This is a genomic window from Anaeromusa sp. (assembly GCF_028691475.1).
Lineage (GTDB): Bacteria > Bacillota > Negativicutes > Anaeromusales > Anaeromusaceae > Anaeromusa.
In genome coordinates this window covers 1-15,601 of the sequence record NZ_JAQUZF010000002.1, presented here as the reverse complement: position 1 = coordinate 15,601, position 15,601 = coordinate 1, and the positions used below count along the sequence as shown (strand labels likewise).

Annotated in this window: 13 protein-coding genes, 5 tRNA genes, 1 pseudogene and 1 riboswitch; of the genes and pseudogenes, 1 reads left to right on the top strand and 18 read right to left on the bottom strand. The window is 49.2% G+C overall.

The genetic code is table 11. From position 1 onward, the window contains the following. Positions 1-84 precede the first annotated feature (84 nt). The 6 genes and pseudogenes from PHF27_RS00675 to PHF27_RS00650 form a co-directional block, all read right to left on the bottom strand. Positions 85-1,217 (bottom strand): annotated as a pseudogene (locus tag PHF27_RS00675) (acyl-CoA dehydrogenase family protein). 103 nt (positions 1,218-1,320) lie between these two features. Next, positions 1,321-2,088, bottom strand: a complete 768-nt coding sequence (locus PHF27_RS00670) for a hypothetical protein (protein WP_300064864.1) — start codon at positions 2,086-2,088, stop codon at positions 1,321-1,323. Positions 2,089-2,171: 83 nt separating this feature from the next. Further along, a complete protein-coding gene (locus PHF27_RS00665) occupies positions 2,172-2,777 on the bottom strand; it encodes a 3D domain-containing protein (protein WP_300064862.1) in 606 nt (201 codons plus the stop codon). 9 nt (positions 2,778-2,786) lie between these two features. After that, positions 2,787-2,927: riboswitch (cyclic di-AMP (ydaO/yuaA leader) on the bottom strand. A gap of 73 nt (positions 2,928-3,000) precedes the next feature. Further along, the gene (locus PHF27_RS00660; RefSeq protein ID WP_300064860.1) at positions 3,001-4,227 is read right to left on the bottom strand and encodes a Zn-dependent hydrolase; all 1,227 of its coding nucleotides are present in this window, start codon (positions 4,225-4,227) and stop codon (positions 3,001-3,003) included. 22 nt (positions 4,228-4,249) lie between these two features. Continuing rightward, positions 4,250-4,921 carry an NAD(P)/FAD-dependent oxidoreductase gene (locus PHF27_RS00655; RefSeq protein WP_300064858.1) on the bottom strand — a complete coding sequence of 224 codons (672 nt, stop codon included), beginning with the start codon at positions 4,919-4,921 and terminating at the stop codon, positions 4,250-4,252. A gap of 83 nt (positions 4,922-5,004) precedes the next feature. After that, a complete protein-coding gene (locus PHF27_RS00650; protein ID WP_300064856.1) occupies positions 5,005-5,139 on the bottom strand; it encodes a hypothetical protein in 135 nt (44 codons plus the stop codon). 273 nt (positions 5,140-5,412) lie between these two features. On the opposite strand from PHF27_RS00650, the gene tpx reads away from it, so the two are divergent. Next, the gene (gene tpx / locus PHF27_RS00645) at positions 5,413-5,925 is read left to right on the top strand and encodes a thiol peroxidase (RefSeq protein ID WP_300064854.1); all 513 of its coding nucleotides are present in this window, start codon (positions 5,413-5,415) and stop codon (positions 5,923-5,925) included. A gap of 56 nt (positions 5,926-5,981) precedes the next feature. Here the strand turns inward: tpx and PHF27_RS00640 are convergent, their stop codons facing one another. The 12 genes from PHF27_RS00640 to PHF27_RS00585 form a co-directional block, all read right to left on the bottom strand. Then, positions 5,982-9,668, bottom strand: coding sequence for a PolC-type DNA polymerase III (locus PHF27_RS00640; RefSeq protein WP_300064852.1), 3,687 nt, complete (start codon positions 9,666-9,668; stop codon positions 5,982-5,984). A gap of 29 nt (positions 9,669-9,697) precedes the next feature. Then, positions 9,698-10,195, bottom strand: a complete 498-nt coding sequence (nrdG, locus tag PHF27_RS00635) for an anaerobic ribonucleoside-triphosphate reductase activating protein (protein ID WP_300064850.1) — start codon at positions 10,193-10,195, stop codon at positions 9,698-9,700. A 29-nt stretch (positions 10,196-10,224) separates the two neighbouring features. Beyond that, positions 10,225-12,243: an anaerobic ribonucleoside-triphosphate reductase gene (nrdD, locus tag PHF27_RS00630; protein ID WP_300064848.1), complete on the bottom strand. Its 2,019-nt coding sequence runs from the start codon at positions 12,241-12,243 to the stop codon at positions 10,225-10,227. 46 nt (positions 12,244-12,289) lie between these two features. Next, entirely contained in the window at positions 12,290-12,784 is a 495-nt protein-coding gene (gene nrdR, locus PHF27_RS00625) for a transcriptional regulator NrdR (RefSeq protein WP_300064846.1), read from the bottom strand. Between the two features lie 144 nt (positions 12,785-12,928). After that, positions 12,929-13,014 (bottom strand) — tRNA-Leu (locus PHF27_RS00620). A gap of 59 nt (positions 13,015-13,073) precedes the next feature. Next, positions 13,074-13,147, bottom strand: a tRNA-Cys gene (locus PHF27_RS00615). Positions 13,148-13,154: 7 nt separating this feature from the next. Next, positions 13,155-13,229, bottom strand: a tRNA-Gly gene (locus PHF27_RS00610). A gap of 7 nt (positions 13,230-13,236) precedes the next feature. After that, positions 13,237-13,312 (bottom strand) — tRNA-Phe (locus PHF27_RS00605). Positions 13,313-13,315: 3 nt separating this feature from the next. Then, positions 13,316-13,391, bottom strand: a tRNA-Asp gene (locus tag PHF27_RS00600). 122 nt (positions 13,392-13,513) lie between these two features. Further along, positions 13,514-13,888 (bottom strand): response regulator, encoded by a 375-nt coding sequence (locus PHF27_RS00595; RefSeq protein WP_300064844.1) that lies wholly within the window; start codon positions 13,886-13,888, stop codon positions 13,514-13,516. Further along, entirely contained in the window at positions 13,863-14,714 is an 852-nt protein-coding gene (gene thiD / locus PHF27_RS00590; protein ID WP_300064842.1) for a bifunctional hydroxymethylpyrimidine kinase/phosphomethylpyrimidine kinase, read from the bottom strand. Before thiD ends, PHF27_RS00595 begins: the two co-directional genes overlap by 26 nt. Then, on the bottom strand, positions 14,711-15,388 hold the full coding sequence (locus PHF27_RS00585; protein WP_300064840.1) for a hypothetical protein: 678 nt from the start codon (positions 15,386-15,388) through the stop codon (positions 14,711-14,713). The genes thiD and PHF27_RS00585 overlap by 4 nt, the downstream gene beginning before the upstream one ends. Positions 15,389-15,601 lie beyond the last annotated feature (213 nt).

Below are 15,601 nucleotides of genomic sequence, written 5' to 3'. Positions count from 1 at the left end.
GTAAAGTTCACGCTATGAAATTGTTAATTTTTAGTAAATAAAAAAGCCTCCGTCAAAACGGAAGCTTTTCTGCTGCCTATTGGGTCAATACAAAACCGCATTGGCAATAACTAAGCGCTGAATCTGGTTGGTCCCCTCATAGATCTGCATAATCTTCGCATCACGCATATATTTTTCCGCCGGGTACTCTTTCGAGTAGCCATAGCCGCCCATAACCTGCACGGCATCCACGGTCACTTTCATAGCTACATCAGAAGCAAAGCATTTGGCCATTGCCGCTTCCTTGGAGTAAGGCATCCCTTGATCTTTGAGCCAGCAAGCCTTGTGCACTAACAGCCGCGCCGCCTCGATTTGCATAGCCATATCGGCCACCATCGCCTGCACCAGTTGAAAAGAAGCCACTGGCTTATTGAACTGCTGGCGCTCTTTGGCGTATTTCACTGCGCAGTCCAAAGCCGCCTGTGAGATTCCTACAGATACGGCTCCCACCAAAGGGCGGGCCGCATCTAGCGTTTTCATAGCGAGTTTAAAGCCTTCGCCTTCCCGACCGATGCGTTGTTCTTCCGGTACTCGCACGCCGTCGAGAATCAACTCGCAAGTATCTGACGCGCATATCCCATTTTTTCTTCTTTTTTCCCTACGGAAAAGCCCGGAGTTCCTTTTTCTAAAACGAAAGCTGTCAAACCGCGAATGCCAGCCGCTTTGCGTGTATTAGCAAAAACAACAAATATCTCAGCGTTGGAAGCATTGGTAATAAAGCATTTATTGCCATTTAAGACATATTCATTGCCGTCCTTTACAGCCGACGTAACAACGCCCCCCGCATCAGAACCTGCATTGGGCTCTGTCAGCGCAAATGCCGCCAGTTTTCCTTCGTTCAATTTGTCAAAAAAGAACTTCTTTTGCGCATCCGTCCCTAACAGCAAGACCGGATACGCCGCCAATGCATTGGCAGCAATACTGGTAGCCACGCCAGCGCAGCCTTTGCCGATTTCCTCGTACAGCACCGCTACTGTCATCGCGTCAAGTCCAGGACCGCCGTATTCTTCAGGAACAATCAAGTTCAACAGGCCCATTTCATGAAATTTTTCCTGCAAGCCCGGACGCATACCGCCTGCGGCGTCCATCTCTCCAGCGTATGGCGCAACTTCTTTTGCAATGAATTCTTGGGTCATGTTTTTCAAGTCCACTTGATCCTGGGTCCATTGAAAATCCATAAATACCCTCCTTGCCTGCCCGGCACGACGCTCGCCTCAGCAAGAGATTCAACTGTCTCTTCCGGCAATTGCCGCAATAGTATCTTTTTTCTTACAGTATACATTAATTGGATATTTTTGTATACCATGACCCCAGCCAGGCCACTACCGCCGCTGCGCTTTCCTTAAAATGCTCGCTAAAACGATGATCCGCTCCTTCTAAAACCACTAGTTTACAGGGACCCTTGGCAACATCCGCATAAGCGCAAGCCTGCTCTGCCGGCGCCAATTCGTCCTCTGTTCCATGCAAAACGAGCAAGGGCAATGAGCCCAACGCCGCCAACTTTGCCGGCAAGTTCAACGTTGTAAAGCCGCCAATAAAATCCGGTTCCAAATGAAGGCTGCCCCATTCGTCCTGCAAATTCACGCTGCTTCCTTGCTGCAACTGCCTATACACTGCCAGGCCCAAAGCGTTTTGAAAGGTCGCCTGCAAATCACTAGGAGTCGCCCATAAGCAAAGCCCCTTCACTCGCTTGCCCAGCTGGCTGGCTGCCAGAAGAGAGGCACAACCGCCCATACTGCGGCCTAAAAGAACCAATGACATCCAGCCTTGGCGCTGCATCCACCCGGTTACGCAAAGAAGTTCTTCTACCTGCCTGTCCAAAGACTCACACGGCGTAAAATCAAACCGAATTACGCCCATACCTCTGGCGCTCACCTGCTCAGCCAATTCCACAGCCCGGCCATGTCCGTCCTTAGAACCGCGAAAGCCATGGCTCATTACCAGCCAAGAAGCCTCTTGCGCGGCTACGCCTTGCGGATAATGTACAACCGCCTGCAGCTCACGCCGCTGTCCGACAATACATACTTCTTCCAATAACCTATTTTCCATAGCACACCTCTCAAGCGCTTTCCTTACGGCAAAACGTATAAATTCTAAAAGGCAGGCCTAAGCCTGCCTTTAGTAGGTACTTCTTATAAAATGTACACCGTAATATGTCTGACGCCAAAATTGATAGCTTCTTGATGGCTGTCAAAAGCCAAATCAATAACATGGCCTTTAATGGCGCCGCCGGTATCATCGGCTATGGCAAAGCCGTATCCGGGAATATACAGTCTAGTCCCCAAGGGAATTACATGCGGATCTACCGCCACTAAGCCCTTGCGCAGCAGATTACCGCGAGCCGTATAGCTGCCGCAGCCAGGGTCGAACCGTGAATACGCTGTAGCCTTCATATGCATAGACCGACCAAAACGACCCGGCTGGTCTTGAGCCCTTTCAAGGGCGCTCAGCGTACCTGCATCAACCACTCCGGTCACTCCCAGGCCGCTCATGCTTTGAAAATCAGCAACCGCCTGCCAAGTTTGCGGACCGAATACGCCATCCACAGCCGCAGCATAAAATCCCTGATTGGCTAAAAGATGCTGTATTCGCATGACATTTTCCCCGCGCATACCCTGCTGTACAACCTGGTGTTCTTGGCGCGCCACAGGCGGCGCCGCCGTTGCCGCAAATACCGACGACAACATGCAGAAGAAGCCGCAGAACGCAAAAAACACAATTTGCTTTAAAAACCTCAAGCTGAATCACCTCTCTTTAAACTCCTGCCTCCGAGGTTAGCTGTCGGGTTCGGGTTGAAAAAGAGAGAGAAAATACCCTTCCGCCTAGGCGGATTCACCCCATAAGTTGGTTCCCCCGTACCATTACGATGGATTCGGCAGTACATTGTTATCTTACTCCATTTCTTACCGCTCCGTCAAGGCTTGCTACTAGACACCCGCGTTGCGAAGCCGCCTTCGCCTTTTAGGCAAGCAGCCGGCGCAGCATAACCGTAAGCACCTGCACACCAGCCTCAATATCTTCAGGAGCTGCGTATTCATCAGGATGATGGCTGACGCCATCGCGGGAACGCACGAAAAGCATGCCGGCCGGTGTAATCTTAGCCATATTCATAGCGTCGTGTCCGGCGCCGCTGACTGAACGCATCCACTCAACGCCCACTTCTTCCGCCGCTTTTTCCGCTACCGCAACCAATTCCTCATCCATCGCTACCGGTTTGTCCGCCGAAAGCATTTCAATGGTCACTGGCGTTTCGTAATCTTCCGCGATAGAAAGAGCCGCGTCTTTTATTTCCTGAAGGCTTTCCACAATGTACTCGTAATCAGTTCCGCGCAAATCCACCCACAATTCCGCCTTGCCCGGCACTACATTCATCGCGCCAGGATAGACTTTGAGATTTCCAACAGTAGCCACTATATCATCTTCCGCATGATCATTAGCAATATTACGGATAGCCAGCACCAACTCCGACGCACTAACCAACGCATCATATCGATCATGCATAGGCGTAGTGCCCGAATGACCGGCCATGCCGGTCACCGTCATTTTAAAGCGCGTCGGCGCGGCAATGGCCTCCACAACGCCCACAGCAGCGCCGCGTTCCTCAAGCTGCTTGCTTTGATCAATATGCAGTTCCAAATAAGCTTGATAGGTTTTCTCCGCTATAACACATTGCTTTAAATTTTCAAAAGAGAGCCCTTCCGCTGCTAACGCCGCAGGAAAGGTAACCCCTTGACTATCTACAGCTCGCTCCCAAGCGTTCAAATTAGCACTGCCTGTCATCGCCTTGCTGCCCATTGTCGAGTGAGAAAACCGGCTGGACTCTTCCGCAACAAAGACAATCACTTCCACCGTGCGGCGCAGCGGGCCTGCCGCCTTCAACCGTCCTACCGCGGCAAGCGCGCCCACAACGCCCACAACCCCGTCATAGTGTCCGCCATGCGGCACTGTATCCACGTGCGAACCCAGCGCCACTGGCGGCAGCTGCGGCTCTGTTCCCTCCAAACTGCCAATCACATTGCCGATGGCGTCGATGCGCACTTTCATGCCTAAAGACTCCATTATAGAAGCGACATAACACCGCGCTTCCTTATCGGCAACCGTAAAAGCCAACCGATTGGCCGCACCCGACTCATCCGCCCCCATGGAGGCGATAGTATCGATGGTTTCCACAATCCACTGTTGGTCCATTAGAGAGCCTCCTTCTCTTAAACTATAAGATCGCCCCTTGCACCGTCTCCAACCCCAAACGATCAATCATACGTCCTAAACGTTCGTTTTTATTGGCATTTGCTTTATAATACGTCACAATCCGATCGACTAAAGCAAGGACTTCCTCTTGATTCAAGCCTTGGGCCACTTCATTGCCCAAACGAGGCTTTACGCCTCCGTTGCCCCCCATCAGCACCGTAAACCCTTTCGGCAAGCCAATAATGCCGATATCTTTCAGCACTGGCTCTGTACAAGCGTTTACACACCCGGAAACTGCAATTTTAAATTTAGAAGGCAGTTCCATGCCGTGATAGCGTTCGTCCAAGGCCAACCCCAACGTTACTCCGTCTTGCTGCGCCCGCTTGCAAAAATGCGTAGCCGGACAAATTTTTACGCTGCGCACGCAAAGGCCAATGGCATGCCCTTTGTCCATGCCCAGTTCCTCCCAGACCTTGTCAATATCCTCTTCTTTGATCCCAACAATGGCAATACGCTGCGCCATTGTTAGTTTCAGCGCCTGGGCCTGGTACTTTTTCGCAACATCTGCAATCTTATGCAATACATCAGGATCTAAAATAATGCCTCCGGGAATATGCGGCGCAACAGCATAGGTATTGCGATCCCGTTGTACAATAGCGCCTTTTTCCAGCATGTCCATTTTTTGTGTCGTCATAACAACCTCCGCGAATCAATATTATTTAAGAAAAAACTTCTTTTAAATTATACCTTGCTTGTCACAATTTGACCAGCACCTTCTTAAAATAAAGCTGATCCGACCATAAGCAGCAAGAGAATCACTGCCACCCCGCCACCGATATACATGGCCACACGCCCCATTTTGCGGCTTTCTTCCCGATGCATCACTTTACGACTGATTCCTTTTGTGCGCATGTTTGCCCCTCCTGCCTTGCCTTGCTTTATCTAGTAATTATTTTCGCTATCGTTTTTTAAAACCCCTGCTCTTTCACCATTTTCTTCCTTGTTTAACAACAAAATGATTCCTTTAGCTCGAAAAATACTTTAAACAATAGCTCACTATATAATCAATAATAATTCTTGTTGACATTTCCACTCAGTTTGATAGAATATAAGTGTAGTTGAAAAATATTATTATTTAGCTTCGATTATTGTTTATAAAACCTAAAAATAAAAGGAGGCTTTTACATGGAAAAGCGAACTGGTTACTTAAAAATGAAAGGAAACCCCTTGACCCTTTTGGGGCGGGAATTAAAAGTTGGTGAAAAGGCGCCGGAATTTCAAGCGCTCACGCAAGATTTACAGCCCTTCTCGCTGTCTGACACAGCCGGCAAGCTCCGTGTCGTTAGCGTAGTACCATCGATTGATACGCCTGTATGCGATGCACAGACACGGTTTTTCAATCAAGATGCATCCAAATTCCCGGATGTCGCCATTCTCTCCATCAGTGTGGATTTACCCTTCGCCATCAAGCGATACTGCGCCGCTCAAGGCATCGAAAATCTTACCACCCTTTCGGACCACAAAGCCCTCGATTTTGGCTCTAAATACGGTTTTGTCATCGAAGAGCTGCGCCTGCTCTCCCGCGGCGTCATCGTCATCGACAAAGACGATGTCATTCGCTACATCCAGTATGTTCCCAATGTAGAAGACGCACCTGATTTCGACAGCGCCTTAGCGGCTGTAAAAGCGCTTTCTTAAGAAAAAGCAAAAAAGATCCCGGAGCCATATGGTTCCGGGATCTTTTTTGCTTAAACTCAGCCAAACAACATCAACTGATTACTTTCCGGCAATCCTTCCAAGCAGCCATGATTACGCAGCGCTTCGATAACGGCGCTGGAAACACGAGAACGCGACTTTAAATCCTCTTGCGAAGTAAAAGGTCTGTCCGCACAGCGGCTGGCAACCAAGTTCAACGCCGCCGAGCCGCCCACGCCTTGCAGCGCTCCTAAAGGCGGCAGCAGCGCCCCGTCAACAATGCGGAACTTATCCGCATCGGACTCATATAAATCAATTCGTTTAAAGGCAAATCCACGCAAGTACATTTCCATCGCCATTTCCATGATTGTAAACAACGCTTTATCCTTGGCCGAGGCCTCTTTTCCCTGCGCTTCAATGACGTCCATCTCTTTTTTCAGGCTTCCCTTATCCCCAACAATACGGGCAGCGTCAAATTCCGTGGCGCGCACCGTAAAGTAAGCGGCATAGAAGGCCAAGGGGTGGTGTACTTTGAACCAGGCGATGCGAAAGGCCATCATCACATACGCTACCGCATGGGCCTTCGGAAACATGTATTTGATCTTCTGACAAGACTCTACATACCAATCTGGAACATTTTTTTCTTTCATTTTTGCGACATTCTCCGGAGTAATTCCTTTCCCTTTACGCACGCCCTCCATGATCTTAAAAGCTACCGAAGGCTCTACACCCTTGTGGATCAAGTAGATCATGATGTCATCCCGCGCGGAAATCGCTTCGGATAATTTGGCCGTACCGTCCTTAATCAAGTCTTGTGCATTATTCAGCCAAACATCGGTACCATGGGAAAAGCCGGAGATGCGCACCAATTCACTAAACGTTGTCGGCAGCGTGTCTTCCAGCATCTGCCGTACAAACTTCGTGCCAAATTCCGGTATGCCAAAGGTCGCTACCGGGCTGCCCATCAGTTCTTTCGGAGTCAAACCGACTGCATCGGTACTGGAAAAAAGGCTCATCGTTACCGGATCGTCAAAGGGAATGGTTTTTGCATCAATACCGGTTAAATCCTCCAGCATGCGAATGACCGTCGGATCGTCGTGTCCCAGAATATCCAGCTTAACCAAGCAAGCGTCAATGGAGTGATAATCAAAATGAGTTGTTATGGTTCCGGAATTTTTATCGTCCGCCGGCCGCTGGATGGGCGTAAACTGATGTACGTCCATATCCCGGGGCACAACGGTAATACCGCCCGGATGCTGCCCTGTCGTGCGCCGCACGCCGGTACAGCCGCTGACAAGACAATTGATATGCGCATTACGAGGATTTTGACCCCGATCATTAAAATAGTTCTTCACAAAGCCGTAGGCAGTCTTGTCCGCCACCGTGGCAATGGTGCCGGCGCGAAACACATTGTCTTTACCAAAAAGCTCCTCGGTATACTTATGAGCTACTGGTTGATAATCTCCGGAAAAATTCAAGTCAATATCAGGAACCTTGTCGCCGTTAAAGCCCATGAAAACAGCAAACGGAATATCTTGTCCGTCTTTGCGCAGGCGCTTGCCGCACTGCGGGCAATCTTTATCCGGCAAGTCAAAGCCGCCCCCGTAGCTGCCGTCGGTAAGAAATTCGCTGTACAAGCAGTGTTCACAACGCCAATGCGGCGGCAAGGGGTTTACCTCCGTAATGCCGCTCATGGTCGCTACAAAGGAAGAACCTACTGAACCCCTGGAACCTACCAAATAGCCATCGTCCAGCGATTTTTTCACCAGCTTATGCGCAATCAGATACAACACGGCAAAACCGTTGCCAATAATGGATTTCAGCTCAAACTCCAGACGCTCTTCTACCAGTTTTGGCAGTTCCTCGCCGTACCATTCCCGCGCCTTGGCATAGGACATAGAGCGAATACTCTCTTCCGCGCCCGGAATTTCAGGCGCAAACAGACGGTTGGGAATGGGTTTGAAATCGTCGATCCACGAAGACACCTGCAGCGGCGCTTCAATAACCACTTCCTTGGCTTTGGCTTTTCCTAAATAAGAAAATTCCGTCAGCATTTCCTCGGTAGTGTGCATATAAAGAGGCGGCTGATGATCCGCATCAGAAAAGCCTTTACCCGCCATCAAAATGCGCCGGTATACTTCATCCTCCGGGTTTAGAAAATGCACATCGCCCGTAGCCACCACAGGCTTGCCAACTTTTTTAGCCAATTCGCACACTTTGCGATTAATATTGCGCAGTCCTTCCTCGTCCGGCACAATACCTTCCCGCACTAAGAACGCATTATTCCCGATAGGCTGTATCTCTAGGTAGTCGTAAAACTCGGCAATTCTAAGCAGCTCGCTTTCCGATGCCTGATGCACGATTGCCTGAATCAACTCACCCGCCTCGCAGGCCGAACCCAAAATAAGCCCTTCCCTATGCTCCACCAATACGGAACGCGGAATACGCGGCGTGCGATGCAAGTACTTCAAATGAGAAATGGAAACCAAGCGATATAAATTGCGCAGCCCCACTTGATTTTTCGCCAAAATCACAATATGCCGCGCCTGGTTGATATCATGCTCGAATAAATACCCTTCCATCCCGTAAATCACTTTGATGCCGCATTCTCCCGCCACCTTCTGCGCTTCTGGAAAAGACTGCACAACGCCATGGTCGGTAATTGCAATGGCCGGATGTCCCCAGCGCGCTGCCGTTTTAATCAGCTCTTTCGCCGATACCATGCCGTCCATATTGCTCATCCGCGTATGCGCATGCAGTTCAATTCGTTTTTCCACGTTTTCATCTTGACGCAAGGCTTTATCCGCGCGATTCATGCTGTCAGCAAACAAAACAAGATCATTGCTGAATTTATCATACTGTACCTTGCCCCGCAAGCGAACTCGCAAACCGTCCTTCACATCCCCCACTGCTTTACGGCAGCTTTCTCCATCGTCAAAAAACACCTTGCCGGCAATGCCGCCTAAGGGATCCCCTACATCAAAGGTCATCAGAAATCGTCCGGTCCGCAATTCGCGAATATCGACCTGACTCAATTCGCCTTCGACAATAACGGATTTCTCCTCATCTTGAATCAGCGACAAAGGCTGTACCTTTTCTTTAGATAAAGATCGTCCAAAATAGATACTGCTCTTTTTCCCAGTTCCTTCGCCGCCGCTTTTTTGCTGCTCCTGTACCATCTCTAAGGCGGCTAGGTATTCTGGAGTCAATGCTTCCTCCGGTTGCGCCGCAACCAGTTCCGCCTGTGTAATGTTGCAAAAAACGCGACATTGACGTTGAAAGCTTTCTTCAATCCAACGCTGCAGCTTCGCGGCCACATTTTGGCTTTCTGCCAATTCCGCTGCCAAAGACCCTTGCAAATTCAGAGTGAGACAATCGTCTTTCCATTCCCAGCCGGAAGACGTTAGCAGTCTTTTCAGGGCCGGCTGAGTTCCAGAAACCAACTCGCAAACATCCGGCCAATGCAATTGCAGATAGTCCTCAAGCCGTCCAGGCAACTGCACAAAACGCACTGTTTTTAAGCCGCAGCATTGACATAGGCTTTGGGATAGCTGCTGCAGCGTCTGCGCCGCCAACAGGCGCTCTACCTCCAAATGCACAACCCAAGACAAGTCTTGCGTATTCACATCCACCTTGGCGATCCTAGCCGAGCACAGCCTGGTTTTTTCTTCTTGCGGCAAAACCAAGGGCTGCAAAAACTGCAAAAACGACTCTTGGCTTTCCGGTATAATACAATACTGATGCATGAAAATCCCTTCCTTAGGAAAGTGATTGCTTAGCGCGCCGCCAATACATACGCCACGGCGCAGCCAGCCTCACGGCTTTTACGCACATCCAAAATCCGTTGATTGCGCGAACCGCGATATGGCAAGGTCAAATCCCTTTCACTTTGCACAAAAGGGCCGTCAACTAGCACATCCACCCAGCGCAAAGCCGGCAAATGGCTGATTTCCTCATATACATAGCCCGTATAAAGCCAGATATCCATCTCCGAACGCCGCATGCGCAGTTCAGCCAGCACAATTTCAAGCGCTTCCGCCTGCAGCAGGGGATCGCCGCCACTAAAGGTAATCCCCTTATGCAAGGGGGTCAGCCGCTTCAAAATCTCTTGTACCAGGCAGCCTTCTTCCCACTCCGTACCGCCGTCAACCGGAAGGAGCGCCGGATTGTGGCAACCCTCACAGCGTCTTGGACAACCCTGCAAAAATACCGCAAGCCGGATTCCTTCACCATCTACAATGGATTCATCTAGAATATCCGCACACCGAATCATAACCCATTACACTTCCCTTGTTTTGGCAATCATTTCCGAAAATGACTGACACGTTCATTGAGTTCCTGTTGCTTGGAATCATTAAACCGTTCAGTAGTACTCAAATAGCCGGTAATCCGACGCACGCGCCGCACCGAAGTAGCGCTGCAGGATGGGCAGGACTCAGTCTCAATAACCCCTAAATAACCGCACTTTTGGCAAAAATCCACAGGAAAATTAATACCCGCATAGCCAAAGTCATTATCCTTCATATGCCGCAACACTGCTTCCACCGCTGCTAAATTATTAACCGGCGGCGAACTAAATTCCACATAACTGATGTGGCCGGCATTGGTCATTTTGTGATAAGGGCCTTCAATGCGCACCTTTTCAAAGGCATTAATCGGATAATATACAGGTACATGGAACGAGTTCGTATAATAATCGCGATCCGTCACGCCAGGAATGATGCCATACTCTTTACGGTCCATGCGCAAAAAACGACCGGACAGGCCTTCTGCAGGCGTAGCCAGCAAAGAATAATTCAAGCCGTACTTATCAATCGCCTTGTCGACTTTATCACGCATAAAAGAGACAATCTCTTCTCCTAAAGCCCTTGATTCTTCGTCCTCGCCATGGTGAGCGCCGGTAAGAGCAATCAAGGTTTCCGCCAACCCGATAAAACCTACCGACAAGGTACCGTGTTTAATCACCGATTCAATTGTATCGTTCGGTTTGAGTGTTTCCGATTCCAAGTATAAATGCTGCCCCATCAAAAATGGCATGTCTTTGACTTTTAAATTCGCCTGCACTTGATAGCGATGATACAGCTGCTCGCAGGTCAAATCGATCAAATCGGACAAACTTTGATAGAACTTCATCAAATCCCGTTCCGCCTTGATGCCCAAGCGCGGCAGATTAATGGTAGTAAAGCTGAGATTGCCTCTGCCGTCGGTAACCTCCGGTCCGCAACAGTTCGCCATCGTCCGGGTGCGACACCCCATATAGCCAACCTGATCCCCGTAAGGTGCGTTAAAAGAAGAATCCATAAAACTAAACGTAGGATTCAATCTCTGGGAAGCTACGCGCATAGCTAATTGAAACAAATCATAGTTGGGATCACCAGGATTAAAGTTAACGCCCTCTTGAATTCGGAAAATGATGTTCGGGAAAATCGGATTTTCACCTCGTCCCAAACCTTTTTCATAAGCTAAGAGAACATTTTTGATTACACTGCGACCAGCCGGCGACGTATCAGTGCCGATATTCAAACTGGAAAAAGGAACCTGCGCTCCAGCTCGGCTGTGCATGGAATTGAGGTTGTAAATCAATGCCTCCATGGCTTGATAGACTTCTTCTTCACTAGCCTGCTCCATAAACGGCGCCATATCGCGATCAAAAAAAGCAAAACTCTGTCCGCCATGCATATCATTCTGACTGCTTTGCAAGATAATCGCGGCCAACGCGGTCGCACTAGCCGGACGTTTCGGAGAACGAATAAAGCCATGACCGTTATTAAAACCGGAATGCAGTAATTTTCCCAACGGGATTTGCACGCAAGTCAGGGTTTTGCCGTAAAAATCCAGATCGTGAATATGGATATCTCCGCGTCGGTGCGCTTGAGCCATTTCTTCAGGAATTAAACGATTCAAATAGTAGGCCTTACTCGCCGCAGAAGCAATCTGCAGCATTTTCGCCGACGGCGAATTAGAAACATTAGCGTTTTCCCGACTGGTCTCCACTAGAATATCAGCCACAGCATCCATCAGCTCCGACTGGGACTCGCGCATCCGCGTCCGCTGATATCGATACAAAATATAAGCTTTGGCCGTTTTGGCATGCCCTTTTTCAATCAGAATTTTTTCAACCGTATCCTGAACATCTTCTACGGTAAAACTGCCGCCATTATATTTTTGCTTTAAAAAGCGCAACACGTCCAACGTCAGTTCCATTGCCATTTGCCGGTCCGCACCGCCTACGGCTTTCGCCGCCCTAAAAATAGCATCGGTAATTTTCGTCTCATCAAAAGAAACTTCCCGGCCATCTCTTTTCCGAATCATTGTGAACATATAGTAACCGCCTCGCTTACTTTATAAAATAGGAGCAAGAGTATGCTTATCCTTTTGGGCGTTCATTGCTCTTGCTAGGCTCTTGCTGACGCCGCAAAAGCAAAGATTCCAGTTCATCTTTAAAATTATGCAAATCCGTGAACTGCCGATATACGGAGGCAAAACGTACATAAGCCACCGGATCTACATCCTGCAGCAAATTCATGACTCTTTCGCCAATTTCCCGCGAAGAAATCTCTCGCTCCATCGTATTATAGATATCTCGTTCCACCTGGTTTGCTAATTCTTCAATTTCCTGCAGAGATACCGGCCTTTTTTCACAAGCCCGCATAAGTCCCGCCTGCAGCTTAGCCTTATCAAACGTCTCCCGCCGGCCATCTTTTTTCACGACCATTACCGGCACCTTTTCTACCACTTCGTATGTAGTAAAACGTCGTTGACATTGCAGGCATTCGCGGCGCCTGCGAATGGACACCCCTTCTTCAGCCGCCCTGGAATCAATAACCTTGCTTTCCGGAAATGCACAAAACGGACAGCGCACTAGCGTCTCCTCCTACTATATATGGTATTTCCTTTTCTATTATAAGCCATATCTTGTAAAACTGCCAAGCGACGAAAGGCCTACGAAAAAAATTATACTTTCTTAAACCATAAAAAAAACTCCGCTGCGCGGAGTTTTGATTTTTGGTGCGGGTGGTCGGACTCGAACCGACACGGAGTTGCCCCCGAGGGATTTTAAGTCCCTTGTGTCTGCCATTCCACCACACCCGCCTAGATTTGGAAAAAGCCCGCATCCATTGAGATACAGGGCTCTCTATACGTAATAAAATTGGAGGCGGCACCCAGATTTGAACTGGGGATAAAGGTTTTGCAGACCTCTGCCTTACCACTTGGCTATGCCGCCTAAAAAATGGAGCGGAAGACGAGATTCGAACTCGCGACCCTCGCCTTGGCAAGGCGATGCTCTACCACTGAGCCACTTCCGCATAATAATGGTGCCATAGGACGGAATCGAACCGCCGACACGAGGATTTTCAGTCCTCTGCTCTACCGACTGAGCTACCATGGCAAATGGCGACCCCGATCGGATTCGAACCGACGATCTCCGCCGTGACAGGGCGGCATGTTCACCGCTACACCACGGGGCCATTACCTACTGCAGTAACGATTGTACCGAATGCCGAAAGCTTTGTCAACCCAAGAGTTAGACAAGCATCCAATCAGCGCTTCGTCAGCCACGTGTTGTATTATAACATAACACCACAGATTGTCAAGCAGGCTTTTTAGGATTTAAAACTCTATCCAGCACCGCCGCTATCTGTTCCGGCACAAAGGGTTTAACAATAAAGTCTTTGGCCCCTGCTTCAAGAGCCTCATTTATAATCGCTTGCTGCCCCAGGGCAGAAACCATAACGATACAAGCATCTTGGTCTTTAGCGCGAATGCGCGCCACCGCTTCAATGCCGCTCACGTTAGGCATGGTGATATCCATAGTCACCAGATCCGGCAGCAACTCTTCATATTTCTCCACTGCCTGCTCGCCATCGCCCGCCTCGCCGACAATACGATGTCCAAGTCCCACCAACGTGGTTTTCAACATCATGCGCATAAACGCAGAATCATCGCACAATAGCACTCTTGCCATATTTTCCTCCCCATTCAGCGCCAAAGGCCGCTTGGTACAATTCATAAAAATGATGTGTAGGACCTACTCCTTGTCCTAATGAAAAACCATGCTCAATCGCCATAGTAATATAGCGTTTAGCCTCCCCGACCGCTTCGGGAATGGCCCAGCCGCGAGCCAAAAAAGCGGCAATAGCCGAAGAAAAGGTACACCCTGTACCATGTGTGTGTATGCGAGGCAACCGAGGATTATGAAAGACTCTATAATCCTTTCCATCGTATAAAATATCGCAAGGATTCCCCTCTAAGTGCCCGCCTTTTACGACTACATACCTAGGGCCCATAGCCTGAATCCGCTTCGCCGCCTCACGCATAGCTGTTTCATTTTCAACGTCCATGGAAGCCAGCACCGATGCTTCGTGCAAATTGGGAGTCACAATGGTCGCCAGAGGCAGTAATTTGCTTTTCAGCGCGCCCACGGCTTCTGCTTGCAACAATGCCGCGCCATGTTTGGAAATCATGACCGTATCCAAAACAACCGGTTGCACTTGATAGCGTTTCAACTGTTCTTCCACCACTTCGATAATGGCTGCAGAGGAAAGCATGCCAATTTTCACTGCGCCTACTGGTATATCGTCAAATACCGCCTGCATTTGCGCTGCAATAATTTCCGCATCCAAATCACGCACCGCCGTTACGCCGCAAGTATTTTGCGCCGTAATCGCTGTCAGCACGCTCATGCCGTATACGCCGCAAGCGGCAAAGGCTTTCAAATCCGCCTGAATGCCAGCCCCGCCGCCAGAATCTGAGCCTGCGACCGTCAAGGCTGTAGGAATTACCGTGTTCATGGATTCTGCTCCTTTTCCAGGCGCTGACGCAGCGCTTCCAACACTGGCGTCAACCGTTTCTCCAATTTTTGCTCCAGCTCTGTCAAAGTCTTCGCATCAAAATCGCTTACCAATTCCGGCAAACCTTGCACGCGAAGCTCGCCAAAGAATTCATCTCTATATACATTATAATACAAAACAAGGGACGTTTGTGCGACTAAATCGCTATAATCGAGAATAAGATAGGACCCATTTATCACTTTCACAGGCTCTCTAGGCGACAAGAGCCGTTTAAAGCCAGACGCTTCCTCAGGCAGCTGCTCCGCATAGGTCCATTGCAAAAGCCTTTTTTCCTGTATGGCTACCCCTACCTGCTCCGGCACAAATGTCATGAACTCTTCCAAAGTCTTGTCTAAACGGCTGCGCAACAAGGCTTCAAACTCACCTAACGATTGTGAAAAGTAGGAGATATCGTTAAATTCCAGCAAGCCAAGACCAATGCGCATAAAATAACTTTTTTTCGCAACATCATAATATGCCTTTGCCCAGCGGGCGCCATCTCGGCGATAATAAGAAAAGAAAAAATACTTTTCATTTTCCAATTTCTCATCTCGCACACATTGACACCCTTGCGTTTCTTCCGGCAATTCACGCAAAAAAGCCCATGCTTTAAATTGTTCCAGCAACTCTTCCATAACAAACCTCCACTCTACAGAGTAACGCCTCCCTGCCGCAAAAGTAGGACATGAGCCTTGGCAAGGTTCCTCCAAACAACATGTTGTGTCCTTAAAAGTACTCAAAAAACAAAAAATGACCCGGTCAAAAACCGCGTCATTACTAGATTGAGTGGCAGGGGCAGAAGGACTTGAACCCTCAACCAACGGTTTTGGAGACCGCTACTCTACCAA